15 protein-coding genes are annotated in these 23,194 nt (G+C 73.4%); 6 read left to right on the forward strand and 9 right to left on the reverse strand.

Annotation, left to right across the window (positions count from 1 at the left end; translation table 11 throughout):
- Positions 1 to 27 precede the first annotated feature (27 nt).
- The 8 genes from ACZ3YL_RS06055 to ACZ3YL_RS06090 all read right to left on the reverse strand — a co-directional run bounded on the left by ACZ3YL_RS06055 (position 28) and on the right by ACZ3YL_RS06090 (position 14,485).
- Complete coding sequence (locus tag ACZ3YL_RS06055; protein ID WP_465655771.1) at positions 28 to 4,338, reverse strand: thioesterase II family protein; 4,311 nt, start codon at positions 4,336 to 4,338, stop codon at positions 28 to 30.
- 396 nt (positions 4,339 to 4,734) lie between these two features.
- Positions 4,735 to 4,971: an acyl carrier protein gene (locus ACZ3YL_RS06060; protein WP_188303368.1), complete on the reverse strand. Its 237-nt coding sequence runs from the start codon at positions 4,969 to 4,971 to the stop codon at positions 4,735 to 4,737.
- 313 nt (positions 4,972 to 5,284) lie between these two features.
- Positions 5,285 to 5,791, reverse strand: a complete 507-nt coding sequence (locus tag ACZ3YL_RS06065) for a flavin reductase family protein (protein WP_188303367.1) — start codon at positions 5,789 to 5,791, stop codon at positions 5,285 to 5,287.
- Between the two features lie 38 nt (positions 5,792 to 5,829).
- Positions 5,830 to 7,203 carry a preATP grasp domain-containing protein gene (locus ACZ3YL_RS06070; RefSeq protein ID WP_465655773.1) on the reverse strand — a complete coding sequence of 458 codons (1,374 nt, stop codon included), beginning with the start codon at positions 7,201 to 7,203 and terminating at the stop codon, positions 5,830 to 5,832.
- The gene (locus ACZ3YL_RS06075; RefSeq protein WP_465655775.1) at positions 7,203 to 9,782 is read right to left on the reverse strand and encodes an amino acid adenylation domain-containing protein; all 2,580 of its coding nucleotides are present in this window, start codon (positions 9,780 to 9,782) and stop codon (positions 7,203 to 7,205) included. Before ACZ3YL_RS06075 ends, ACZ3YL_RS06070 begins: the two co-directional genes overlap by 1 nt.
- A 76-nt stretch (positions 9,783 to 9,858) precedes the next feature.
- Entirely contained in the window at positions 9,859 to 11,598 is a 1,740-nt protein-coding gene (locus ACZ3YL_RS06080; RefSeq protein WP_411292896.1) for an ABC transporter ATP-binding protein, read from the reverse strand.
- 11 nt (positions 11,599 to 11,609) lie between these two features.
- Positions 11,610 to 13,247 carry an ABC transporter ATP-binding protein gene (locus ACZ3YL_RS06085; RefSeq protein WP_465655778.1) on the reverse strand — a complete coding sequence of 546 codons (1,638 nt, stop codon included), beginning with the start codon at positions 13,245 to 13,247 and terminating at the stop codon, positions 11,610 to 11,612.
- 194 nt (positions 13,248 to 13,441) lie between these two features.
- The gene (locus ACZ3YL_RS06090) at positions 13,442 to 14,485 is read right to left on the reverse strand and encodes an acetylserotonin O-methyltransferase (RefSeq protein WP_223241880.1); all 1,044 of its coding nucleotides are present in this window, start codon (positions 14,483 to 14,485) and stop codon (positions 13,442 to 13,444) included.
- Positions 14,486 to 15,279: 794 nt separating this feature from the next.
- On the opposite strand from ACZ3YL_RS06090, the gene ACZ3YL_RS06095 reads away from it, so the two are divergent.
- Positions 15,280 to 16,440 carry a glycine amidinotransferase gene (locus ACZ3YL_RS06095; protein WP_188303363.1) on the forward strand — a complete coding sequence of 387 codons (1,161 nt, stop codon included), beginning with the start codon at positions 15,280 to 15,282 and terminating at the stop codon, positions 16,438 to 16,440.
- A 68-nt stretch (positions 16,441 to 16,508) separates the two neighbouring features.
- On the opposite strand, the gene dpgD is transcribed toward ACZ3YL_RS06095, so the two are convergent.
- Positions 16,509 to 17,270: an enoyl-CoA-hydratase DpgD gene (dpgD, locus tag ACZ3YL_RS06100; RefSeq protein ID WP_465655780.1), complete on the reverse strand. Its 762-nt coding sequence runs from the start codon at positions 17,268 to 17,270 to the stop codon at positions 16,509 to 16,511.
- Between the two features lie 211 nt (positions 17,271 to 17,481).
- Here dpgD and dpgA point away from each other — a divergent pair, with 211 nt between their 5' ends.
- Genes dpgA through ACZ3YL_RS06125 form a run of 5 tightly spaced genes read left to right on the forward strand, consistent with a single transcriptional unit; the run spans position 17,482 to position 23,149 of the window.
- The gene (gene dpgA, locus ACZ3YL_RS06105; protein WP_317620937.1) at positions 17,482 to 18,564 is read left to right on the forward strand and encodes a 3,5-dihydroxyphenylacetyl-CoA synthase DpgA; all 1,083 of its coding nucleotides are present in this window, start codon (positions 17,482 to 17,484) and stop codon (positions 18,562 to 18,564) included.
- A 19-nt stretch (positions 18,565 to 18,583) separates the two neighbouring features.
- Positions 18,584 to 19,306 (forward strand): enoyl-CoA-hydratase DpgB, encoded by a 723-nt coding sequence (gene dpgB / locus ACZ3YL_RS06110; RefSeq protein WP_188303360.1) that lies wholly within the window; start codon positions 18,584 to 18,586, stop codon positions 19,304 to 19,306.
- Positions 19,303 to 20,649 carry a (3,5-dihydroxyphenyl)acetyl-CoA 1,2-dioxygenase DpgC gene (gene dpgC, locus ACZ3YL_RS06115; RefSeq protein WP_465655783.1) on the forward strand — a complete coding sequence of 449 codons (1,347 nt, stop codon included), beginning with the start codon at positions 19,303 to 19,305 and terminating at the stop codon, positions 20,647 to 20,649. Before dpgB ends, dpgC begins: the two co-directional genes overlap by 4 nt.
- A complete protein-coding gene (locus ACZ3YL_RS06120) occupies positions 20,646 to 21,950 on the forward strand; it encodes an aminotransferase-like domain-containing protein (protein ID WP_465655785.1) in 1,305 nt (434 codons plus the stop codon). Before dpgC ends, ACZ3YL_RS06120 begins: the two co-directional genes overlap by 4 nt.
- Entirely contained in the window at positions 21,947 to 23,149 is a 1,203-nt protein-coding gene (locus ACZ3YL_RS06125) for a cytochrome P450 (protein ID WP_465655787.1), read from the forward strand. Before ACZ3YL_RS06120 ends, ACZ3YL_RS06125 begins: the two co-directional genes overlap by 4 nt.
- Positions 23,150 to 23,194: the final 45 nt, after the last annotated feature.

Below are 23,194 nucleotides of genomic sequence, written 5' to 3' on the forward strand. Positions count from 1 at the left end.
CCTTTCGCGACCGAGGTCGAGCGGGTGTCAGCCGGGGTCCGGCCCGCCGCCGGGCGGTCCGGCCACGGCGGGAGGCCGCGGCATCCGGGCGGTGAGGGCCGGGAGCAGCTCCGGCAGTTCGGTGGTCAGGTAGAAGTGGCCCCCGGCGAAGTCGACGAACTCCACCGCGCCGGTGCTCAGTCCGGTCCAGCCGGCCAGCCGGTCGGGGTGGACGGTCGGGTCGTCGCGTCCGTTGAGGACGGTCACCGGGGTGTCGAGGGGAGGCCGCGGAAGGTACTCGTAGGTCTCGCTCACCGCGGCGTCCGCGCGCAGCACCGGCAGCAGCATCCGCAGCAGTTCGGGGTCGGCCAGGATCTCGGGCGGGGTCCCGCCCAGGCCGGAGAGCACGGCCGTCAGCGCTTCGTCCGGCAGCGTGTGGGCCCGCACGGCCGAGGGGCCGCGGCGGTCGGGGGCGTCGAGACCGGAGACGAACAGGTGGGCCGGCGCCCGGCCTCGGCGGGCGAGGGCGTGGCTCAACTCGTAGGCCAGCAGCGCGCCCATGCTGTGGCCGAACAGGGCGAAGGGCCGGTCGGCCCGGGCCAGCAGCGGCCCGGTCAGCCGCTGGACGAGATCGGCCGCGGACCAGCTGGCCGGCTCGGCGATCCGGCCCTCCCGGCCGGGGAGTTGGACCGGGACGACCTCGACCTCGGGGGCAAGCAGCGCCGCCCACCGCCGGTACGCGGACGCCCCGCCGCCGCCGTGCGGGAGGCAGAACAGCTGGAACCGCCGCGCATCGGGTGCGCTGCCGAGGACGGCGGGCGGGAACCACGGGGAGGCGGCAGCCGCGAAGGAGGCGGAAGCCGGGGCGGCGGGGCCGGGGCCGCGCAGGGCGGTGCGCACCGCCTCCGCCAGCAGCTCCGGGGTCGGGCGTTCGAACAGCACCCGCAGCGGCAGTTCGATGCCGAACTCGGCGCGGATCCGCGCGGCCAGCCCGGTCGCCAGCAGCGAGTGGCCGCCGAGCGCGAAGAAGTCGTCCTCCAGGCCGACCCGTTCGACCTCCAGCAGCTGTTCGAAGGCCGCGCAGACCCGCTTCTCCTCGTCGGTGCGGGGAGCGGTGGAGGCGGCCCCCGCGCCGGGGGTGACCCGGGGCAGCGCCGCCCGGTCGACCTTGCCGTTCACCGACAGCGGCAGCGCGTCCAGCACCGTGATCGCGGACGGCACCATGGCGGACGGCAGCCGGCGGGCCAGCTCGCCGCGGACGGTGCGCGGATCGGCCGCGCCGACCACGTAGCCCAGCAGCCGCGCCCCGCCCGGACCGTCCCGGTCGGCGACCACCACGGCGTCGGTGACGCCGGGCAGGCCCAGCAGACAGGCCTCGACCTCGCCGAGCTCGATCCGCTGGCCGCGGATCTTGACCTGGTGGTCCCGGCGGCCCAGGAACTCCAGCCGGCCGTCGGGGCGGTGGCGCACCATGTCCCCGGTGCGGTAGAGCCGTGCGCCGCCGCGCCCGCCGAAGGGGTCGGGCAGGAAGGCCGCGGCGGTGCGCGCCGGGTCGGCGAGGTAGCCGAGGCCGACGCCGGCGCCGCCGATGTACAGCTCCCCCGGCACGCCCACCGGGACGGGTTCCATCCGTTCGTCGAGGACGTAGAGCCGGGTGTTGCGCAGCGGTCGGCCGATCGGCACCCGGGCGCCGGTGATCGGGGTGTCCGCGGTGAGGACGGCCGTGGCGACGTCGTCCGAGCACTCGGCCGGCCCGTAGGCGTTGACCAGCGGGATCCCCGGGTAGCGGGCGAACCAGCGCCGGCAGAGGTCGGGCGGCAGCGTCTCGCCGGTGACGATCAGCCGGCGCAGCGCGGCCAGTGCGGGCGCGCGGCCGAGGGTGTCCCAGGCGTCCAGGGCGACCCTCAGCAGCGAGGGGACGACCTCCAGAACGGCGGCCGAGTCGGCGGCCGCCAGCGCGAACAGGCCGGTCGCGTCCAGCGCGGTGTCGTCGCCGACCACCCGGGTGCGGGCGCCGGCCATGACGGCGACCAGCATCTGCCACACGGACACGTCGAAGGTGAGTCCGGCGTTCTGGACGACGGTGTCGGCGGCGGTCAGCGCGAAGTCCTCCACCTTGGCCTGGAGGTGGTTGTGCAGGCCGAGCCGGTGCACCACGGCGCCCTTCGGGCTGCCGGTGGAGCCGGAGGTGTAGATCACGTAGGCGGGCGACTGCTCGGCCTGCCGCCCGGCCGCCGGCGGGGCGTCCGCCGGCTCCGCGCTGTCCGCCGGTTCCGAGGTGTCCACGGTGGCCGCGGTGGCCGCGGTGGCCGCGGTGGCCGCGCTGTCCAGGACTGTCTGGCCGGTCTGGACGTCCAGGACGGTCAGCGGCCGGTCCACGGCCGCCGCCAGCTCCCGGGCCCGCCCCGCGCCGAAGGGTTCGGTGACGATCAGCGTGGCCCCGCTGTCCGCGGCGACCTTCGCGGCCCGGTGCAGCGGCATCCCCACGTCCACGGGGATGTACCCGGCGCCGGCGTCCAGGACTCCGAGCACGGCGGCGATCACGTCCGCGCCGCGCCGGCCGACCACCAGGACGAGGTCGGCCGGGCCGACCCCGCGCTCGGTCAGCCGGCGGCTCAGGGCGTGGGCCCGGGCGGCCAGTTCGCGGTAGCCGGTGTCGCCGGTCTGGTCGGTGACGGCCACGGCGTCGGGGGTGACGGCGGCGAAGTGCCGCAGCCGCTCGGTGAGTTCGGGGATCGGGCCGGGGCGGTCGGTGCGGTTCCAGCCGACCAGCAGTTGCTCCCGCTCCTGCGGCGAGACCCGCATCAGCTCGGCCAGCGGCGCGGCCGGCCGCAGGGCGGCGTGCTCGCACAGCCGGAGGTACTCGCCGAGGATCGCCTCGGCCGTCTCCCGGCTGAACAGGTCGGTCGCGTACTCGAGTTCGACGACGGGCCGGTCGCCCTCCTCGATCATCAGCGTGAGGTCGAACTTCGCGGTGCCGGAGTCCAGCAGCAGCAGTTCCAGCTCGGCGTCGCCGAGCCGGGTGGCGGCGGCGGGCGCGTTCTGCAGGGCGAACATGGCCTGGAAGACGGGGTTCCGAGAGAGGTCCCGCTCCGGTGCCAGCTGCTCGACGACCCGTTCGAAGGGGACGTCCTGGTGGTCGAAGGCGCTCAGCACCGTGCCGGACACCTGGGCGACCAGCGCGTCGAAGGTGCCGTCCTTCGGTGGTGTCACCGGGATCGGCAGGGTGTTCACGAAGAAGCCGATCAGCTCCTCCGCCTCCGGCCGGGCCCGGTTGGCGACGGGCACGCCCACCACGGCGGTCTCCTGGCCGGAGCGCTTGGTCAGCACGGCACCGAAGGCGGCGAACAGCGGGGTGAACAGCGTCGCGCCGTTCCGCCGGGCGATCTCCCGCAGCCGGCCCACCACCGCGGGATCGAGCCGGGCCCGCAGCCGCGCTCCCCGGCGGCCGGAGACGGCGGGCCGGGGGTGGTCGGTCGGGAGGTCCAGCACGCGCGGCGCCCCGGCCAACAGCTTCGTCCAGTAGTCGAGTTGCTGCCGCAGGGCGTCGCCGGTGAGCCAACCGCGCTGCCAGGCCGCGTAGTCGGCGTACTGCACGGCGAGCGGGGCCGGCGGTTCGCCCGCGTAGGCGTGCCGGAGGTCGCGCAGCAGGACGCTGATCGACCAGCCGTCGGAGACGATGTGGTGCATGCACAGCGCGAGGACGTGCTCGGTGTCGGACAGGGCGGTCAGCACGATCCGGACCAGCGGTCCGTGCGCCAGGTCGAAGGGCTCGCGGCCCAGTGCTGCGGCCTGCCGCAGCACGGTCCGGTCGGGATCCGGCGAGGCCGGAGCCCCGCGGACGGCGAACTCGATCCGCGGCCGGTCGCCGGCCACCGCCACCGGCCGGCCGGCCCGCTCGGTGAAGCGGGTCCGCAGCACCTCGTGCCGGTCGCCGACCGCGAACACGGCGGCGCGCAGCCGCTCGACGTCCAGCGGGCCGCGCAGCCGGATCACGGCCGGCACGTTGTAGGCGGGGCTGTCGGGTTCGAGCTGGTGCAGCAGCCACATGCGTTCCTGGGCGTACGACACCGGTAGGTCCCCGGCCCGGGGGGCGGGCGTCAGCGGGGGCAGCTCCTCGCCGCCCAGCCGGAGCACCGCGCCGAGCTCGCGGACGGTGGGCCGTTCCAGGACGGTGCGCAGCGGGAGCTTGACGCCGAAGCGGGCGCGGATCCGGGTGGCGAGCCGGGTGGCGAGGAGTGAGTGTCCGCCGAGGTCGAAGAAGTCGTCGTCGAGCCCGACCGCTGCCACGCCGAGCACTTCGGCCATCAGGTCGGCCAGCCGTCGCTCTCCAGCGGTGCGGGGCGCTGCGTACGCCATGGAGCACTCCATGTTCGGGGCACGGGAACGCGGACACGGGAACGCGGGCACGGAACGCGGGCACGGAACGCGGGCACGGAGAACCGCCTCGGAATGCCGCCCCGGAATGCCGCCCCGGTTTGTCGAACGGATATCGGACGGGCGTTCAGCGGATTCCGCGCGCGGCGCACCAGGCCAGGGCGAATCCCCCGGCGGCCACCGCCAGCCACAGTCCCCGCTGGACTCCCGGCCGCACCGGCCGGGGCCATGCCCAGCGCAGTGGGCCGGGAATCCTCGCCCGGTCCCGCAGCGTCCGTTCGTAATTCCGGGTGACGACCTTTCCGAGGTCCGCGGCCAGCAGGGATCCGATGCCGAACAGCAGGATCCCGAGGACCGCGCTCAGGCCGGGGGCGGCGCTCAGGCCGGAGCCGCGGCGTGCCGCTCGGCGACCAGCGCCGCCAGGTCGCCGAACCTGCGGTGCGAGACGATCTCGATCGCATCGACCATGACCTGCAGCTTCTCCTGGATGTCGGCCGCCAGGTACACGGCCACGATCGAGGTTCCGCCGCACTCGAAGAAGTCCGTCTCGGCGGTGACCTCGTCACACTTGAGCAGCTCGGTCCACAACGCCGCCAGCTGGCTGTTCACATCCATGTCACATTCCTCCCGGTGGGGAGTCCCGGCGCATTCACAGGACATTCGCGGAAAAGAGACGGTGCGGTGACCGGGAGGCCCGGATCCGCATTCGCGCACGAACTCGGTGGGTGTCGGCGAAGGTCACGGGCGAAACACGATCGGATATCGATCCGACGGCCCGTCAACTCTTTCACAAGCGGTCTATTGCGTCAAGACAGATCAAGGCAGATCAGGGCGGATCAAGGTGAATCAAGGCGCGGCACGGCGTGAACGAACTCACCGGCATTCCGCCGGGCCGCAGCCGTCGATTCCCGGCGCTCGCGCAAACCGTTCAGTGCTTCAGGACATTGAACCGCCCCTGGTGGTAGAGCAGCGGACGGCCCGGCCCGCCGGCGTCCCCCGCGATCACCTCGGCCAGCAGCACCCGGTGGTCCCCGGCGGGCACCCGCGCCACCACCCGGCACACCAGCCAGGCCGGCACGTCGTCCAGGATCGGTATCCCCCGGGGGCCCGGCCCCCAGCGGGTCGGCGCGGCGAAGCGGTCGATCCCGCTGCGCGCGAAGGTGGCGGCCAGCTCCTGCTGGTGCTCGCCGAGGATGTGCACACCGACGTGCTCGGCGGCGGCGAACACCGGCCAGCCGGAGGAGCCGGTGTCGATGCCGAAGGAGACCATCGGGGGCTCGGCGGCGACCGAGGTGAGCGAGGTGGCCGTCAGTCCGACCGGCCGCTCCCCCCGCGCCGTGATGACGGCGACCCCCGCCGCGTGCCGGCGGAAGGCGGACCGGAACAGTTCGACGGACGCCGGCTGCGGCCCGCGGAGTCCGGCGGCGGCGGTCACGGTGCGGTCCTTCCCCGGTCGGGTGCCACGGCCACGGCTCAGTCCGTCGGCCCGTTGGCGGCGAACAGCGGCTTCAGGGCGCGGTCCCGGGCCCAGGCGGAGCCCAGGTCCTCGGCCACCACGCAGTACATGACGCCGTTGTTGCCGTCGAAGGCGTTGGTCAGCACCACGCCGGTGCGGGTGGCCGGGTCGTAGGCGAGGCCGGCCTCCCGGATCGCGGCGTGGGTGGCCGGGAAGGAGGGGGTCGACCAGCCCTCCGGCCAGACCCGTTCGAGGATGACCCGGTCCTTGCCGAAGCCCTCGCCGACCCCGTAGCGGCCGATCCGCCCGTAGATGTGGGTGGAGCCGGTGACCCGGCCGTTGTACTCGGTGAAGAGCACCTCGCGCTCCGGGGTCACGATCGCGTCCGGGCCGAGGATGCCGCGGTAGCCGATCGCGTGCAGCGCCTCGGCGAGCCGCCGCCCGCCCTCGATGATCCGCTCCAGTACGTCCGGCTCCAGGCCCTGGGAGGGCATGATCTGGCCCACCGCGTAGGGGGCGGAGAGCAGTTCGCCGTCCCCGGTCAGCTCCACCCCCTCGTCGGTGAGCAGGAACTCGGTGAAGAACGCGGAGCTGTCGCGGACGTAGCGCTCCGCCACCGGGCGCCCCCGGCCGGCGGCGGTCAGCCACTCCCACCGCTCGCGCAGGTAGGAGCGCACCTCGGCGCGGCCGTCCACGGTGATCACCCGGCGGGCGCCGATCGGGCGGAACCGCTCGCCGGTGGTCAGGATCTCGTTGCCGCGCCCTCCGGAGAGGTAGTCGTGCTTGACCACCACCGGTCCGCCGGCGAGGAGTTCGAGGATCGCCTCCTCGGCGGCCTGCGGGCTGGTGCAGACGGCGCCCTCCGGCAGCGGCACTCCGGCGCCGCCGGCGATGGTGCGGAACGCGGACTTGCTGTTGACCAGCACGCCGCCGGCCTGGTCGACGAACCCGTAGCCGGGCATCGCGTCCTGGACACCGAGGGTGCGGGCCAGCCGGGCCACCGCCGCGTCCGGCCACAGGGCGGACAGGTGGGTCACCGCGCGGTCGCCGACGGCCTCCTCCAGCGCCTCGACGAACTCCGGGTCGGCCAGCCGGGCCGGGGAGAGGGTGCCCTCGCTGCCGGCGTGGGCGGGCGGGACGACGACGGTCAGGCTCGCCCGCCGCACGCCGGTGTGCGAGGTCACGTAGTCGAGGAACGCCTCCTCGGGGCGTACCGGCAGGACCAGGACGTCGCCGTCCTCGGCGAACCAGGCGATCCGCTGCACCCACCAGCCGGTCCAGCCGCGGTCGGTCCGGACGTCCTCGCTGAAGTCGTTGGCGATCAGGATCCGGGTCCCGTCCCCGGTCCCGCGGGCCGTGCGGGCGGCCCGCTCGCTGGGCAGGATCAGCATCAGTTCTCCCGTTCGATCAGGGTGGCCAGGGTGGCGACGGTCGGGGCGGCGAGGACCTCCATGAGGTCGAGTTCGACCCCGAACCCGTCCTGGAGCGCGGACAGCAGTTCCAGCAGCCGGATCGAATCCCCGCCGCCGGCCATGAAGTTGCCGTGCAGGTCGGCCGAGGGGACGCCGAGGACCCGGCACCAGACGGCGGCCACCGCGATCTGGGTCACGGTCCGCGGCGCCTCGCCGGGGCCGGCCGCGACCTCCTCGGGGTCGGGCAGCGCGGAGCGGTCGAGCTTGCCGGTCGGGCCGAGCGGCATCCGGTCCAGGGCGAGGACGCGCCAGGGCACCGCGTACTCGGGCAGGGTCCGGGCCAGGTAGCGCCGGAGTTCCTCGGGGTCGGGCGGGAAGGCCGTCGCCGGGGTGACGTACCCGACCAGCCGGGCCACCGGCTGCCGGGTGTCGACGGTGAGCACGGCCTCGGCGACGGTGGGGTGGCCGCGCAGCACCGCCTCGATCTCGCCGGGCTCGATCCGGTGGCCGCGGATCTTGATCTGCCGGTCCTTGCGGCCGCGGAAGACGAGGGCTCCGTCGGCCCGGCGGCGTACCAGGTCGCCGGTGCGGTAGAAGCGTGTCCCGTCCGCCGAGGTGCCGAACGCCCCCGCGGTGACGTCGGGTTGCCGCCAGTACCCCTCGGCGACGTGGTCGCTGTGGATCTCCAGCTCGCCGCAGAGTTCGGTGGGGTGGCCGTCCTGGTCGACGAGGCGGATCCGGACGCCGTCGACGGGGTGGCCCACCGGCAGCGCGCCGCTGCCGAGGTCAGCCCGGCCGGCCAGGTGCTGGGTGACCAGGGTGCATTCGGTCGGGCCCAGCCCGTTCACCAGCGCGCTGTCCGCCGGGAAGGCCCGGAGGAACCTGCGCAGGTCGTGCTGGGTGGCCTCCTCGCCGCCGAGCACCACCGCGCGGACGGCGGCGAGCGTCGGCTCGGGCCCGGCGGCGTCGGCGGGGAGGTCTCCGGTGAGGTGCCGGAACAGGGTCGGGGTGCAGTGCACGACTGTCGCCCCGGCCGCGGCGAGCCGGCCGCGCAGTTCGGGGGCCGGCAGCAACGGGTCCAGTACGTGCAGGGTGGCGCCGGTGAGCAGGGCGCCGTAGAGGTCCATGACGGCCGCGTCGAAGGTGTAGCGGGCCAGCAGGGGCACCTGGTCGCCGGGGCCGATGCGGATCCGGTCGGCGTAGCGGAGGCCGTGGGCGAGGACGTTGTGCCGGGTCTGCATCACCGCCTTGGGCTTGCCGGTGGAGCCCGAGGTGTGCAGGAGGTAGGCGAGTTCGCCGGGGTCGACGGCCCGTCCGGCGTCGGCCGGCTCCCCCGGGTCGGTCAGATCGAGCGGCAGGACGTGCCGGCCGCGGAACACGGCGGCGGCGCGGTCGGCGAGTTCGGGGTCGCAGAGGATCGCGCCGACCTCGGCGTCGAGGAGCAGGCGGGTGAGCCGGGCGTCCGGCTGGCGCGGGTCCAGTGGGACGTACGTGGCGCCGGACTTGAGCACCGACCAGACGCCGACCACCGAGCCGAGGTCGTGCGCGCAGAGCAGCGCGACGCGCCTGCCCGGGCCGCCGGAGCGGCGCAGCCGGCGGGCCGTCGCGCTGGTGACGCGGTCCAGTCGGGCGTAGCTGAGCGTGCCGGACGGGCCGACCAGGGCAGGTCGCTCGGCGTGGGCCCGGGCGGTGCGGCGGAAGCGGTCGACCAGGTCCTCGCCCCGCTCGGCGGGTGCGGGGGCGGTGTGGCCCGCCGGGACGGGCAGCCGCCAGGCGGGAGCGTGGACCGGGCCGTCCTGGACCCGGAGGTCGCGCAGCGGCTGGCCGGGTTTGGCCACGGCCTCGGCGAGCAGGGTCAGGCAGTGGCCGAGGATCCAGCCGGCGGTGGCGCGGGACAGCAGGGCGGCGTTGTAGCGCAGGGAGAGCGCGGTGCCGTCGTCCGCCAGCGCGAGGGCGAGGTCCGGTGCCACTGCCCGCAGTTCCGGCTCGGCGGGGTGGCCGGCGACGGCCCGCAGCTCGGGAGCCTCGCCCTCCGGCGCTCTGCCCAGGGCCTCGGTCGCGGCGGCCCGGCAGCGGAGCAGCTCGTCGGCGAAGGGGGCGTCGGGCCGCAGGCCGAGGCGCACCGGGCGGATCCCGGGGTCGGCGGCCGGTCCGGTCGTCCCAGTCCCAGTCCCAGTCCCAGTCCTCCCAGTCGTCCCGGTCGTACCGGTCGTCCTCGTCGGAGAGGCCTCGGGCCCGGCCTCGGCGAAGGAGGCGGTGTCCAGGCCGAGCAGGAGGTCGGCCTGTCCGGTGTGCCGGTGCAGCACGGCCGCCCACACGGTGAGCAGGGTGATCGCCGGGGGGACGCCGGTGCTGCGGCCCAGTTCGTCGAGCAGGGCCGTCGTCCCGGCGGGGAGCGGTACGCGCTCGGTCTCGCCCCGGTACGGTCCGGCGGTGAGCCGGGGCCGGTCGGTGGCCAGGTCGAGCGGCGCCGGCATGGCGGGCGGCGCCGCTCCCGCCGTCGTCCCTCCGTCGTGGCCTGGCCGGCGACCGGCCCCGCTCGGCTCGGTGCCCTCCATGACTTCTCCTTCCGGGCTTCAGCTCTCGTGGTGGATTGCCGGTCCGATCCGTCATGCCGGGGAGGAGTCCCCGTGGTCAGCCGGAGGGCATCACATCGGCCGTGTCGCCGTGCCAGGAGTGCCACAGCCGGGCGTACGGGCCGCCCTGGCGGACCAGTTCGTCGTGGCTGCCGGTCTCGCTGATCCGGCCGTCCTCCATGACCACGACGCGGTCCGCGTCGTGCGCGGTGTGCAGCCGGTGGGCGATGGCGATGACGGTGCGTCCCGCCAGGACGGCGGCCAGGGCCCGTTCGAGCTGCCGCGCGGCGCGCGGGTCGAAGAGCGAGGTGGCCTCGTCCAGGATCACGGCGTAGGGGTCGGTCAACACGAGGCGGGCGAGGGCCAGTTGCTGGGACTGGACCGGGGTGAGCGCGGCCGCGCCGGAGCCCACCTCGGCATCCAGGCCCAGTTCGGAGGCCCAGTCCCAGGCGTCCACCGAGCCGAGGGCCTTCTCCAGTTCCCGGTCGGACGCGTCCGTCTTGGCGATCAGCAGGTTGTCCCGCAGGGTGCCCCGGAAGACGTGCTGCTCCTGGGTCACCAGGGCGATCTCCCGGCGCAGTTCGGCCAGCGGGATGTCGGTCAGCGCGGTGCCGCCGATGGTGATCGAGCCGGCCCGGGGGGTGTGGATCCCGGCCAGCAGCGCGCCGAGGGTGCTCTTCCCGGCGCCGGACGGGCCGACGATCGCGAGCCGCTCCCCCGGCTTGACCACCAGGTCGACGGCGTGCAGGACGTCCTGTCCCTCGCGGTAGGCGTGGGTCACGCCCTGGACGACGATGTCCTTGCCGCTGGGGACGTGCTCCGTGCCGGATTCGGCCGCCTCCTCGGCGGGGCTGCCGACGCCGAGGATCCGGGCCAGGGCCGTCCCGCCGACCTGCAGTTCGTCCATCCAGTACAGCAGCCGGTCGACCGGGCCGATGATCTGCTGGACGTAGAGGGTCGCCGCCGTCACGGCCGCGATCGAGACGTGGCCGTCCAGGTAGAGCAGCCCGCCGACCAGCAGGGTCGCGGCCACCGGCAGGATGTAGCCGGTGTCCGCGATCGGCAGGTAGACACTGCGCAGGTAGAGGGTGCGGCGCTCGGCCGCGTAGGACTCCGCGATGTCCCCGTCGACCCGGGCGGAGCGGTGGCCGGCCAGCCGCATCGCGTCGACCGTGCGCGCGCCGTCGACGGTCTCGCTGAGGCCGCCGGTGAGCCGGGCGTAGGAGGCGTTCGCCCGTAGGTAGCCCGCCCGGGCCCGGCGCAGGTACCACCGGGTGGACAGCCACAGGACGGGTACGGCGACCAGGCAGGGCAGCACCAGGACGGGCGCGGTCAGGGCGATCGCGCCGAGCGTCAGCGCGACCGTGGCGAGCGCCACCAGGGTGTCGGGGACGGCGAGTTGCACGGTGTTGGCCAGCACGTCGACGTCCCGGGTGGTCCGGCTGATCAGGTCGCCGGGGCCGGCCCGCTCCACGGTGGCCAGCGGCAGGGCGAGCACCCGGTCGACGAACTCCTCGCGCAGCCGGGCCAGCACCTTCTCGCTGAGCTTCAGCGAGGCGAGCATCGCGAAGCGGGTGAAGGCCGCCTGGGCGACGACGGCCGCGCTGATCGTCAGGGCGACGCCGGTGGTGTCGTTGACGCCCTTCCCGGCGTCCTCGACCAGGTCGCCCAGCAGCTTCGGGGCGACCAGCCCGGCCACCGTGGCGAGGGTGTGCAGCAGCAGCGTGAGGGAGAGCTGCCGGGGGTACTGGAGCATGAGGCGCCGGGCGTAGGAGCGCACTTCTTTGGGTGTTGCCACGGGCAGGATGCTCACGCCACTGCTACCTCTCGGGTCACGACGGATCGATAGCGGGCGTTGGCGAGCAGTTCCTCGTGGCTGCCGTGCGCCACGGCCTTGCCGTGTTCCACGTAGACCACGTGGTCGGCGTGGTCCAGCACGATCGGGCTGGTGGTGAACACCACGGTCGTCCGGCCCCGCCGGTGGGCTCCGAGCCGGCCGGCGACCCGCCCCTCGGTGTGGGCGTCCAGCGCGCTGGTCGGCTCGACCAGGATGAGGGTCTCCGGGTCGGCGACCAACGCCCGTACCAGGTTGAGCCGTTGCCGCTGACCGCCGGAGAACTCGCGGCCGCCGAGGATCTCCTGGCCGAGGCCGTCGGGGAGCGCGTCGACGATGTCGGCCGCCGAGGCGTCCTCGATCGCGCGGTCCAGCCGCCCCCGGTCGTCGGCGTCGCGGGCGTCCGGGTCGAGCTGGGCGCCCAGTTCGCCGGAGAACAGCCGGGCGTCGTGGTCCACCACCAGGATCCGGCGGCGCACCTCGTCCAGCGGGAAGTCGGCCAGTGGGACGCCGCCGTAGCTGGCGGAGGAGTCGGTGTAGCGGCCGAGCCGGTCGGTCAGCAGCTGGGCGTCCCCGGAGGCGGCGCAGGCCACCGCGACGAACCGGCCCGGGGGGAGTTCGATGCCGGACTCCGGGTCGCGCAGGGTGCCGGCCTCGGGGAGTTCGGCCGTGTCGCGGCCGCCCGAGGTCAGTTCGCGCTCCAGGGCCAGGAATTCGGAGGACATCCGGGCACCGACCAGGGCCCGGGTCAGCTGGTCGACCATGGTCGTGGCGCGGCGCAGCTGCTCGGCGAGGAACACCGCGTACCCGTAGAAGGCGACGAGTTCACCCGGGCTCATCCGGCCGGTGTCGACGAAGTGGGCGCCGAGCCAGACGATGACGGTGATGAGAAGCCCCGGCAGCAGCAGCCGGCCCGCCATCACGTTGGCCTCGACGGCGGCCACCCGGACGCCCTCGCCGCGCACCCGCTGGGAGCGCTCGTGGTAGCGGGCGGCGAAGACCTTCTCGCCGCCGATGCCGCGCAGGACCCGCAGGCCCTCCACGATGTCCACCGCGAGGTCGGCGAGCGCCCCCTGCTCCTTGCGCAGGCCCTGCTGACGGCTGTGCAGCACCCGCATCAGCCGGGCGATGGCCCAGGCCGACAGCGGCACGCCGACCAGGGCGACCAGGCCGAGCGGCCAGGAGACCGTGAGCATCACGCCGGCGATGACCACGATCGACACCACGGCGCCGCCGCCGCGGGCGGTGCTCTCCAGGGCGATGCCGATCCGGGTGATGTCGGTGGCCCCGACGCTCACCACCGATCCGGCGGACACCCGGCGCGGCAACTCCGCGCCGAGGCTTGCGGCTTGGCGGGTGACGAGCTGCATGGTCCGGTAGCTGGCGCCGAACCGGTTGGTCACCGAGCAGCGGTCACGCAGGGTTCCGGTGACGGCCTGGGTGACGCCCAGGGCGAGGACGGCGGCGCTCCACAGCACCAACGCCCCCTTGTCCCGGGCGATCAGTCCCTCGTCGATGCCCCGGCCGATCGCGGCGGGCACGAAGGCCTGAGCCAGCGTGCAGACCACTCCGTAGCAGACGGCGAGGATCATCGAGGTGCGGTGGTTGGCCACCAGCCATAAGAGGTAGCGACTTGGGGAACCGAGTGCGGGCCTGCCCGGATCTGGTTCGGGGAACTGGCGCATGTCGTCCAACACTTGTCATCTTGGGGGCACCTCCCGCGCTCTGCCGGGCGGGTGCAACGACGGGGATTCAGGGCGTGTCCTGCGGATGTTCGCCGGATCCGACAAGATCCACAAGAGACGCCCTAGGCCTTGGTACCCATGCTGAGCCCGTGCTCGTACGGGAGCCCGCCTATGGTCTTGACGTCGCCGAAGCCTACCCGCTGCAGCCACGCCTCGTAGTCCTTGGCCGGGTAGGCCATGCCCTGGCCGCTGGCGAGCACGTTGAAGTAGAGGCCGAGCCGGGCGGAGAAGATTCCGCTGGTCTCGTCGTCGGAGACGTTGTAGCCGTAGACGAAGACCTTGCCGCCGGGCGGGAGGGCGTCGTACGCCTTGGTGAGCAGCGCGAGGATCTGGTCCTCGGCGAAGATCTCCAGGACGTGGCTGAACAGCACGGCGTCGGCGCCGGTGGGGAACGGCTCGGTGAACATGTCCCCGGGGTGCAGGGCGAGTCGGCCGGCCAGGTCCGGGGTGACCTCGTGCTCGGCGAGCCGCGACACGCTGGGCATGTCGAAGACCGTCGACCGGAGGCCCGGGTGGCGCCGGGCGAGCCGGACCGAGGTGGTGCCGTCGCCGCCGCCCACGTCGAGCAGGTGGCGCACCGAGGCGAACTCGTCGCGGTCGACCAGCGCGTCCACCGAGCGGAGCGTGAAGGCGCTCATCGCACGGTGGAACACCGCCTCCAACTCCGGGTTGCGGGAGAGCCGTTGGTAGAGGGTGGGCTCGTCGCCGGGGTGGTCGGCGAGGGCGAGGTTGGTGCCGGCCCGCAGAGCGGCGGTCATGTGCGAGAAGGCCGGGTAGTAGACCTCCTTCCAGCCCACCAGGATGTGGGCCCAGCTGTCCGGGGCGTCCGAGGCCAGGAGGTCCCGGGCCACCGGGGAGTTGGCGTACTCCCCGTTCGTCCGCTCCAGCAGCCCGGTGGCGCAGACGGCCTGGAGCAGGACGCGGAGCTGGTGGGCGGGGATGGCGGCGCGTGCGTGGATCTGCTCGAACGTTGCCCCGGGGTGGTCCGCGAGGAACCGGAAGACGTCCAGTTCGACGGCGGTCGCCACCGCATTGAAGAGGGCGGGGGCGTTCACCAAGAACTGGAAGCGCTCGTAGACCGGGTCACCCTCGTGCGAGTCGCTCATGGGATGAGCATTCCCTTCCTGGACCATCAGCTGATGAATTCTGACGTTGGGGGGGTTTCCGACGTGGGGATCGCCGCTCCGGGCACGGTGACGGCCCTGGCGATTTCGACCTGTCGGGAAAGGGTCCTGGGTGGAGATGTCGCTTCTTACGCGATCCACATCCGCGCACAATGACGGATTGTTACTCGGAGTCGAGTCTTGCACATGTACAGCCAAGCCGTCAATCCCGAGATCCACCGGCACCCGGGCGGCCGATCCGGCGCCTCCGAGCCTCTCCCGCCAGCTGACAGCAGGTCAATCCCCTTGCCCGAAAAGTCAGTTCAGGAGCGCCCCAGCGGGGCGCGGGGAGAGTTCCGACGCGCCGTCAACTCACGACGGGTCGCCAATGATACCAAGATCATAAACTTACGGAGGGCGCTCGACGAGCTTTTGGGTGAATCGCTCACAGACGGCGAAACGCGCTTTAACAACGAGGGGTTGACGTGCCGCCGCGGCGCGGTGAAGCAATGGTGAGAGCGCACGCGTCCCCGCACGCCCCTGGATCCCGGCACAGGTTGGCGGATTAAAGGCCCCGCTCTGGCCACGGCGACACAAGTGTGCTTGCATGTCGAACTATCCAAGGTGCCAGAACCGCCCTGCCCTTGCGGGCCGGAGCCACCCCGCGGCTGCCTCGAGGATTCCCGCCGCCGCGGCCGGCGCCCGTGACACATCCGAGGCCGGCGACCGTGCCCGGTCATCGATCGCTACTTCGCGTAAGCCATGTGCCAACGGATCCACCACTGGAGGAGCCTGCGATGCAGCTGAACACCTTCGACGAATGGTCGCCGCTCAGGGAAGTGATCGTCGGTTCCGCGGTGAACTACACCTCGCACGAGCGCGAGCTCTCCTTCGACCTGTTCTTCCACGACAACATCGCCAAGGACAACTCCTCGCGCTCGGAGTGGTACTACCCCCGGCTGTCCGCGGCCGGCCGCGACAGGCAGGCCGGCAACTCCAGCCGCAAGCCGATCAAACAGCGCTACGTGGACGAGCTGAACGAGGACCTGGACGGCATCGTCAAGGCCCTGGAGTCCCTGGACGTCACCGTCCACCGCCCGATGGACGTCGACCCGGCGACCGCCCGGGTTGAGACCCTGGCCTGGGAGGCGTCGGTCGTCCCGCCGCTGAACGTCCGGGACAACACCCTGATCGTCGGCGACGAGATCATCGAGACGCCCCCGATGATCCGCTCCCGCTACTTCGAGACCCAGTTCCTCACCCCGATCTTCCAGGAGTACTTCCGCCAGGGCGCCCGGTGGACGGTCATGCCCCGGCCGCTGATGACCGACGCGTCCTTCGACCTCACCTACGCCCGCAACAGCACGGTCGGCGGGCCCACCGAGCCGATCGCGGACCCCCGGCCCTCCCCGTACGACGTCGGCTTCGAGATGATGTTCGACGGCGCCCAGTGCCTCCGGCTCGGCCGCGACCTCGTGGTCAACATCTCCACCGCCAACCACGCGCTGGCCTGCGACTGGCTGGAGCGCCACCTGGAGGGGCGCTTCCGCATCCACCGGGTGCACCAGCTGAGCGACAGCCACATCGACAGCATGGTGCTGGCCCTGCGCCCCGGCACCCTGCTGGTCCGCTCCGAGAAGGTCGCCGAGAAGCTCCCCGAGCCGCTCCGCACGTGGGACCTCATCGTCCCGCCGGCCCCCGAGGGCAACAACTTCCCGCAGTACGGCGACGACGACCTGATCCTCACCAGCCCGTTCATCGACCTGAACGTGCTCTCCGCCGGCCCGGACACCGTCCTGGTCAACGAGGCCTGCCCGGAGCTGATGCGCAAGCTGGAACAGCACGGCTTCACCGTCGTGCCGGTCCGGCACCGCCACCGGCGCCTGTTCGGCGGCGGCTTCCACTGCTTCACCCTCGACACGGTCCGCGACGGCGGCCCCGAAGACTACCTGAGCTGATGCGCTCGACGGCGTGCGGCGGCGGACGCCGGCGGCCGGCACCCGCCGCCGCCCGGGCCGGTCGGGCCTCAGCGGGCCTGCCACCGGGGGTCGCGCTTCTCCACGAAGGCGAGCGGGCCCTCCACGGCGTCCCGGCTGGCCATCCGCCGCTCCTCCCACGGGTAGCGGGTGGCGAAGGCCGTCTCCAGCGGCATCGTGACGGACTTGCCGGCCGCCTCCTTGATCGCCCGCACCGAGAGCGGCGCGCAGCGCAGGATGTCGGCCACCCAGCCGTCCACGCAGGCGTCGAGTTCGGCGGCCGGCACCACCTCGTTGACCAGCCCGAGTTCGAACGCCCGCCGGGCGTCCATCGGGCGGCCGGTCAGCAGGTGCCCCATCGCCGTCCTCCACGGCAGCTGCCTGGTCAGCCGGAACACGCCGCCGGCGCCCGCCATCAGGCCGAGCCTGGCCTCCGGCAGGGCGAAGGTCGCGTCCTCGGCGGCGACCACGATGTCGCAGGCCAGGGCGAGTTCGAAGCCGCCGCCCATCGCGTAGCCCCGCACCTTGGCGACCACCGGCTTGGCCAGGTCGAAGCGTTCGGTCAGCCTCGGCCAGCCCGGCTTGCCCCGGCTGCCGAAGGTGGCCGTGCCGGCGGTGCCGGCCCGGACCCGCTCGGCCAGCTCCTTGAGGTCCTGGCCGACGGAGAAGGCGCGCTCCCCCGCGCCGGAGAGCACCACCACCCACACCTCGTCATCGGCCTCGACCTCGTCCCAGACCGCCGCCAGTTCCTCGTGCATGCGCAGGTCCATGGCGTTCAGGACGCCGGGCCGGTCGAGCGTCACCCGAGCCACGTGACCGTCCTTCTCGTACCGCACCCTCGGGTCCTCCGAGGTGCGCGCGGTAACCGAACCATCGCTGCTCCTGGATTCTTCTGACATGGCAGGGATCATAGCGCGACAACCACCGGATCCAGTACCGGATTTCGGCCCGGAGGAGATTGATGTGAAACTCGCCGACAGGAGTGTCCGGCCCAGTCCGGAATCCTTCGCCAGGAAATCCCGGGTGACCTCGCCGAGAATCCTGGGCGTCGGGACATCGGTGCCCGAGACCTCCTACACCCAGCGCGAACTGCTGGACATCTTCGCCATCACCGATCCGCGGATCCGCTCGATATTCCTGAACAGCGCCATCGAGCGCCGCGGCCTCACCCTGCCGCCGCCGCTGCCGGACGGTTCGCGGGCCGTCGAGACCCAGGGGCAGCTGCTGGCCAAGCACGTCACCGGCGGCATCACCATGGGCCGGCAGGCGGTCGAGGCCTGCCTCAAGGAGGCCGGCGCGACCCTCGCCGACCTGCGCTACCTGTGCTGCGTCACATCGACGGGCTTCCTCACCCCGGGCTTCTCCGCGCTGCTGATCAAGGAGCTGGGGATCAGCCGGCACTGCTCCCGCCTGGACGTGGTCGGCATGGGGTGCAACGCGGGCCTCAACGGCCTGACAGCAGTTGCCGGTTGGGCCACGGCGCACCCCGGCGAGCTGGCCGTCATGGTCTGCATCGAGCCGTGCTCGGCCGCCTACGTGCTGGACGGGACGATGCGCTCCTCGGTGGTGAACAGCCTGTTCGGCGACGGCTCGGCCGCGGTCGCCCTGATGGCCTCCGAACAGCCGGACGACCGGGGGCCGGCCCGGGCCCGCACGACGGCCGGCCACCCGGCGCTGCTGCGCTTCTCCAGCTGCATCATCCCGGAGGCCTCCGGCGCGATGCGCTACGACTGGGACGACGCCCAGGGGAAATTCAGTTTCTACCTCGACCCGGAAGTCCCCTACGTCGTCGGCGCGCACGCGGAGATATCGCTCGACCGCCTGCTCGACGGAACCGGACTGAGTCGCTCCGACATTTCCCACTGGGTGGTCCATTCCGGCGGGAAGAAGGTCATCGATTCGGTCCGGGTGAATCTCGGACTGACCCGCTGGGACGTCCGGCACACCACCGGGGTCCTGCGCGACCACGGAAACCTCTCCAGCGGCTCTTTCCTGTTCTCGTACGAACGCCTGGCGGCCGAGGGCCGCGCGAAGTCCGGTGAATTCGGCGTCTTCATGACGATGGGTCCCGGATCGACCATCGAAATGGCCCTGGTGGGCTGGTGACGGAAGGAAGGACGGCCGGATGAACGAGAACCCCGACCTCACACAGCTCCCCGACGGGCTCGGCCTCATGGTGCGGATCGACGGGACGCGGCCGCTGGCCGAACTCACCGCGCTGCTGAACTCGGTCTGCGACGAGGTGGAGAACCGCGGCGAGAAGTCCGTCGTGGTGCTGCGGCTGGACGCCACCCCGGCCGACGTCCGGGCCTGGCCCGGCGCCGTCGCCATCCAGCAGGTCAACCGCTGGGAACGCGCGGTGCGCCGGCTGGAGCGCCTCACCGCGATGACCATCGCCGCCGCCCGCGGCGCCTGCGGCGGCCCCGCCCTGGACCTCCTGCTCGCCGCGGACTTCCGGATCGGCGCACCGGACCTGCTGCTGATGCTGCCCGTCAACGACGGCCACTTCTGGCCCGGCATGTCGGTCTACCGGCTGGTCCGGCACCTGGGCCTCGCCAAGGCCCGGCAGATCGTCATCTGGGGCAACGACATCTCGGTCGACCGGACCCTGGAACTCGGCCTGATCGACCAGATCAGCGAGGACGTCGCCGAGGCCGTGCACACCGCGACGGTGCTGATGGGCCGGATCTCGGACCAGGAACTGACCATCCGCCGCCTGCTGCTGCTGGAGGCCGGCTCCGCGGACTACGACGACGCCGTGGGCGTGCACCTGGCCGCCTGCGACCGCGAACTGCGCAGGCTGCGGCAGGACGCCTCCGCCGCGACGCCGGGGAGCACCCAGCGATGACCGCCGCACCGCCGGCCGGCCCGGACCACGCCCCGCCCGCCCTCACCGGCGACCTCGCCGACGACACGGCCGCCCTGGCCCGGTACGCCCGGGCCGGGGAGGAGGTGCTCGCCGCGCTCCCGGCCCGGGCCGGGCGCGACGCCGCCCAGCAGCACCGCGCCGACGCCGTCCACGCCGCCGCCCGCACCGCCCGCCGGGCCTTCCTCGCCCGCCACACCGACGCGGTGTACGGCCTGCTCACCGACGGCCTGACCCGCCGCCCCCGGCTGCCCGCACTCCTCGACGCCGCCGCCGAACGCTTCCCCGGGCTCGTCCCGGACCGCGCCCGGATGGACGCCGAACGGGCCCGCGTCCAGGCGGACAAGGAGGGCCGGGAGATCGACCAGGGCGTCTTCTGCGCCGCCGTGCTGCGCTCCCGCACCGCGGGCCCGCACCTGATCGAGAGCATGCTGGCCCCCACCCCGCGCGCCCTCGACCTGCTCGACGACTTCCGGGTCAAGGGGCGCGTCGACCTCGACTCCGTGGTGGTCGAACGCCGGGACACCGCCGCGCACGTCACCTTCCACAACGCCCACTGCCTGAACGCCGAGGACAACGGGCTGATCGCCGACGTCGAGACCGCCGTCGACCTCGCCTTGCTGGACGACCGGGTCCGGGTCGGGGTGCTGCGCGGCGGCCCGGTGGACCACCCCCGCTACCAGGGCCGGCGGGTGTTCAGCGCGGGCATCAACCTCAAGGACCTGCGCAACGGCGCCATCTCCTTCGTCGACTTCCTGCTCGGCCGGGAGCTGGGCTACCTCCACAAGATGGCGCGCGGGCTGCTCACCGACCCGGCACCCGGCGCGTGGTCCGACCGTACGGTCGCCAAGCCGTGGGTCGGCGCGGTCGACTCCTTCGCCATTGGCGGCGGGATGCAGCTGCTGCTGGTCCTCGACCGGGTGATCGCCGAGACCGACGCCTACTTCAGCCTCCCCGCCGCGGAGGAGGGCATCGTCCCCGGGCTGGGCAACCTCCGGCTCACCCGGCTCACCGGCGGACGCCTCGCCCGCCAGGTGATCCTCGGCGGGCGCCGGATCGAGGCCACCGACCCGGAGGCCCGGCTGCTGTGCGACGAGGTGGTCCCCGCCGAGGGCATGGCGGAGGCCGTCGAGCGCGCCGTACGGGAGCTGGGCGCCCCCGCCGTGGCCGCCAACCGGCGGATGCTCAACCTGGCCGAGGAGCCGCTCGACCTCTACCGGGAGTACCTGGCCGAGTTCGCCGTCGCCCAGGTGGAACGGGCCTACAGCCCGGACGTCCTCGCCAAGGTGGAGCGCCGCTGGCAGCGGTCACGGTCCCGGGGGTGAGCGGCGCCGTGGTGCGACTGACCGCCTCCTCGCTGCACGCCTCGCTCCGGGAGCCCGTGCTCGGGTCGATCGGCTTCCTCAACGAGGTCATGGGCCGCTACCCGGACGCCATCTCCTTCGCCCCCGGCGCCCCCCACCCGGACCTGCTGCGGGACCTGGCCCCCGAACGCTACGTCGACCGCTTCCTGGAGCACCTCGTCCGGGACTGCGGCCACACCCCGGAGCGGGCCCGGCGCCTGCTCTACGAGTACGGGCCCAGCCGCGGCCTGGTCAACGGCATCGTCGCCGCGGCGCTGCGCCGCGACCAGGGCATCGACGCCGCCGAGGCGGCCGTCGTGGTGACGGTCGGCGCCCAGGAGGCCATGTTCCTGGTGCTCCGGGCGCTGTTCGCCGGCCCGGCCGACCTGCTGGCCGTCGCCAACCCGTGCTTCGTCGGCATCACCGGCGCCGCCCGGCTGCTGGGCGTCGACCTCGTCCCGGTCGACGAGACCCCGCTCGGGATCGACCTCGACGCCCTGGAGGCGGAGTGCCGGGCCGCCCGCCGGGCCGGGCGGCGGATCCGGGCCTGCTACGTGGCGCCGGACTTCTCCAACCCGGGCGGCAGCCGGATGTCGCTGCCGGTCCGCCACCGGCTGCTCGAACTCGCGGACCGGGAGGACTTCCTGGTCCTGGAGGACAACGCCTACGGGTTCACCGCGACGCCGGGGACGGAACTGCCGCCGCTGAAGGCGCTCGACCGGAACCGGCGGGTGGTGCACATCGGCACCTTCGCCAAGGTGGCCTTCCCCGGCGCCCGGGTCGGCTACGTGGTCGCCGACCAGCCGGTGGCGGGGGCGGACGGCTCCGAGACCCTGCTGGCGGACGAACTCGCGGCCGTCAAGAGCATGGTCACCGTCAACACCTCCCCGGTCTGCCAGGCGATCATCGGCGGGATGCTGCTCGAACACGGCGGCTCGCTGGTGGAGTTGAGCCGGCGCAAGGCCGCGCTCTACCAGCGCAACCTCACCCACCTCGCCGAGGCGCTGGACCGGCACCTCGCCGGGCCGCTGCCGAGCGGGATCGGCTGGAACCGGCCGGAGGGCGGGTTCTTCCTGCGCATGACGCTGCCCGTGCCGGCCGATACCGCCCTGCTGGAGGTCTCGGCGGCCGAGTACGGCGTGCTGTGGACCCCGATGGCCCCGTTCCACCTCCGCGGCGGAGGCGACCGTCAGCTGCGGCTCTCCTGCAGCTACCTCGATCCCGAGCAGATCGAGACCGGCGTCCGGCGGCTGGCCGAGTTCCTGCGGAAGGAGATCCCATGACCCGCCCCACCGTCCTGCCCCCGATGCTGCCCACCGTGCGCGCCCGCCCGTTCGACCCGCCGGAGGAGCTGGCCGGGGACCGCGCGCACGAGCCGATCCGCCGGCTGCGCTACCCGGACGGCCACATCGGCTGGCTGGTGACCAGCCACGCCCTGGCCCGGAGCGTGCTGGCCGACCCCCGGTTCAGCGCCCGCTCCGAGTTCAAGCGGGCCCCGGTGGCCCGGCCGAGCGCCGACCCGTTCTACGGCCGTACCGCCCTGCCGGGCTGGCTGGTCGACATGGACGCTCCCGAGCACACCAGGATCCGCCAGCGGCTGGCCGGCCGGTTCACCGCCCGCAAGATGAAGGACCTGCGACCGCAGCTGGACCGGGTCGTCGACGAACACCTCTCGGCCATGGCCGAGTCGACGCCGCCCGCCGACCTGGTCGAGCGGTTCGCCCTGCCCGTCCCCTCGCTGGCGATCTGCGAACTCCTCGGGGTGCCCTACGCCGAGCGGGCCGCCTTCCAGCGCAACAGCGCGACCCTGTTCAGCCTGGACGTCTCCGAGGCGCAGGCCGCCCTGGCGATGGACCAGCTGGACTCCTTCCTGCGCGAGCTCACCGAGCACAAGCGCGGCCGCCCGGACGACGGCCTGCTCAGCGTCCTCGTCGCGGACGGCACCCTGAGCACCGAGGAGATCGCCGGCGTCGGCGTGCTGCTGCTCACCGCCGGGCACGAGACCACGGCGAGTTCGCTCAGCCTCGGCGCCTTCGCCCTGCTGTCGCACCCCGAGCAGCTGGCCGCGCTCACCGGGGACCCGTCGCTCGCCGACAACGCGGTGGAGGAGTTGCTCCGCTACCTGACGATCTTCCACTTCGGGGTGCCGCGCACCCCGCTGGAGGACGTCGAGCTGGCCGGACGCTCGCTGCGGGCCGGGGAGTCCGTCACCGTCTCGCTGTCGGCCGCCAACCGGGACCCGGCCCAGTTCGCCGACCCCGACCGGCTGGACCTCACCCGCCGGGCCACCGGCCACCTCGCCTTCGGGTACGGGATCCACCAGTGCCTCGGCCAGAACCTGGCCCGGGTCGAGATGCGGATCGCCTTCCCCGCCCTGTTCCGGCGCCTGCCCGGGCTCGCGCTGGCCGTTCCGCCGGGCGAGGTCCCGCTCTCCACCGACATGGGCTTCTACGGGGTGCACCGGCTCCCGGTCACCTGGTAGCCCCGCAATCCTCAACCCTCAACCCTCAGCCCCCAACCCGCCAGC

The sequence above is a fragment of the Kitasatospora sp. NPDC023176 genome (assembly GCF_055560495.1).

Excerpts from the sequence above, each read along its gene's own strand:
- dpgC (WP_465655783.1), top strand. The coding sequence starts at position 19,303 with ATGACCGCCGCACCGCCGGCCGGCCCGGACCACGCCCCGCCCGCCCTC.
- ACZ3YL_RS06075 (WP_465655775.1), bottom strand. The coding sequence starts at position 9,782 with ATGGAGGGCACCGAGCCGAGCGGGGCCGGTCGCCGGCCAGGCCACGAC.
- ACZ3YL_RS06055 (WP_465655771.1), bottom strand. The coding sequence starts at position 4,338 with ATGGCGTACGCAGCGCCCCGCACCGCTGGAGAGCGACGGCTGGCCGAC.
- dpgB (WP_188303360.1), top strand. The coding sequence starts at position 18,584 with ATGAACGAGAACCCCGACCTCACACAGCTCCCCGACGGGCTCGGCCTC.
- ACZ3YL_RS06090 (WP_223241880.1), bottom strand. The coding sequence starts at position 14,485 with ATGAGCGACTCGCACGAGGGTGACCCGGTCTACGAGCGCTTCCAGTTC.
- ACZ3YL_RS06125 (WP_465655787.1), top strand. The coding sequence starts at position 21,947 with ATGACCCGCCCCACCGTCCTGCCCCCGATGCTGCCCACCGTGCGCGCC.
- ACZ3YL_RS06070 (WP_465655773.1), bottom strand. The coding sequence starts at position 7,203 with ATGCTGATCCTGCCCAGCGAGCGGGCCGCCCGCACGGCCCGCGGGACC.
- ACZ3YL_RS06095 (WP_188303363.1), top strand. The coding sequence starts at position 15,280 with ATGCAGCTGAACACCTTCGACGAATGGTCGCCGCTCAGGGAAGTGATC.
- ACZ3YL_RS06060 (WP_188303368.1), bottom strand. The coding sequence starts at position 4,971 with ATGGATGTGAACAGCCAGCTGGCGGCGTTGTGGACCGAGCTGCTCAAG.